This is a genomic window from Culturomica massiliensis, assembly GCF_900091655.1.
In the GTDB taxonomy this organism is placed as follows: Bacteria; Bacteroidota; Bacteroidia; order Bacteroidales; family Marinifilaceae; genus Culturomica; species Culturomica massiliensis.
On sequence record NZ_LT594612.1, the window covers coordinates 1 to 1311 of the forward strand.

At 41.6% G+C, this 1311-nt stretch carries 3 protein-coding genes; all 3 read right to left on the reverse strand.

Features of this window, described 5'->3' with window-relative positions; all coding sequences use genetic code 11:
* Positions 1–533, reverse strand: a 533-nt coding sequence (locus BN8908_RS18370) for an RHS repeat domain-containing protein (protein WP_161945839.1), incomplete at its 3' end; no start/stop codon positions are given.
* A complete protein-coding gene (locus BN8908_RS18375) occupies positions 530–706 on the reverse strand; it encodes a hypothetical protein (protein WP_154670127.1) in 177 nt (58 codons plus the stop codon). The genes BN8908_RS18370 and BN8908_RS18375, both read right to left, overlap by 4 nt.
* A gap of 106 nt (positions 707–812) precedes the next feature.
* Positions 813–1311: hypothetical protein (locus tag BN8908_RS18675; protein WP_161945840.1), on the reverse strand; the 499-nt coding region annotated here is incomplete at its 5' end.

The window sequence follows — 1311 nt, forward strand, 5'->3', positions numbered from 1 at the left end:
GTATATATACGGGAATAGGATTTAGCCGAAAGAGAAACCTTTTCCAAAGGCTTACTATTCTGAGGACTAAGTCGTTCCTTACTCTTAGAAGCGGCTGTTCGGCCTGTGACAATACGTACTGTTCCACGAAATCCTTCCTCATCTGTCCCTAAAAAAAATCCATCACTATCATAATACGGACTTGCCGCTCTCCCATCCGGATCAACATATCTCAACGGATTATTCCCACAATATACATACGGACTCAAACCGTAATACTTTTCAGACAAGGGGTCCGTCGTAAACCACCGGCCTAAGGACTGGTCGTACATACGGGCGCCGTAGTCCAGATAGCCCAGGCCGCCGACCGTCTGTAATTCCTTGCCGTTGTATTTAAAACGGTTTGCGGAAGACTGTGCCTGTTCGCTGCGGGGATACCGCTGACCGAAGGCATAATAATCGTTTTCTTCCAGTAAACGACCGTTGCCGTCTACAATCGCACGGATGCTGCCCAGATGATCTTTCAGATGATAACAGATACTGCTGCCGCTCACCACTCCCTCACTGAAAAGACCGCATTCAAAAACAAAAGAACTACCCGTAAACCAGACTTCCCCACATAAGCATAACCGTTGCCGTCACTGCCCCATACCTTTAACTTAACTCCGCCGTAACTGTATTCATAACCAGCTATAATCGTACCACCTTCCCTGACATTGTGTAACAAATGTAGAAGATTATATTCAAAATTCAAATTTATTTGAAAAGACCCCCAAAATATATAGATTAAAAAATCCCGGCAGAAATTCTGCCGGGAATAGATTAAAAATGACCTATTGTTTATCATGCAATATCCCTTTACGACGAGGAGCTATATGTATCCATTCCCCATCTTCATTTGGACGACCCAGAAAATCAATATTCAAATCGGGAGAAGGTTCCAATTTACGAACGTAACGTTCATTTATAACAAAATAAAAATGACTGTTACGAAAAAGCGTTTCCATAAAATTAGGAATCGTAGAGTAATTGCCTCTGTTATAAAGATACTCCAGCCAAGCGTTTCCATACATAAACTGACGCGTTTCAAAACTATGGGGAGGAATATTTAAAATACGATAAGTTTCCATTTCAAGCGTATCACCCTGATATATGCCATAAGCTCCGTTCAAGCGGGAAGGATGCCTGCTAGGAATGTTAAACAGTTCCGGATATTCACGCATAAAAATACGCACAACACTATCACTATGATTCTCTATGGTGATATCCAAAAAAAGAAATCCCATAAAACTCTCTCCCAATGGATAATATTTATCCGGATATTGATTCGAA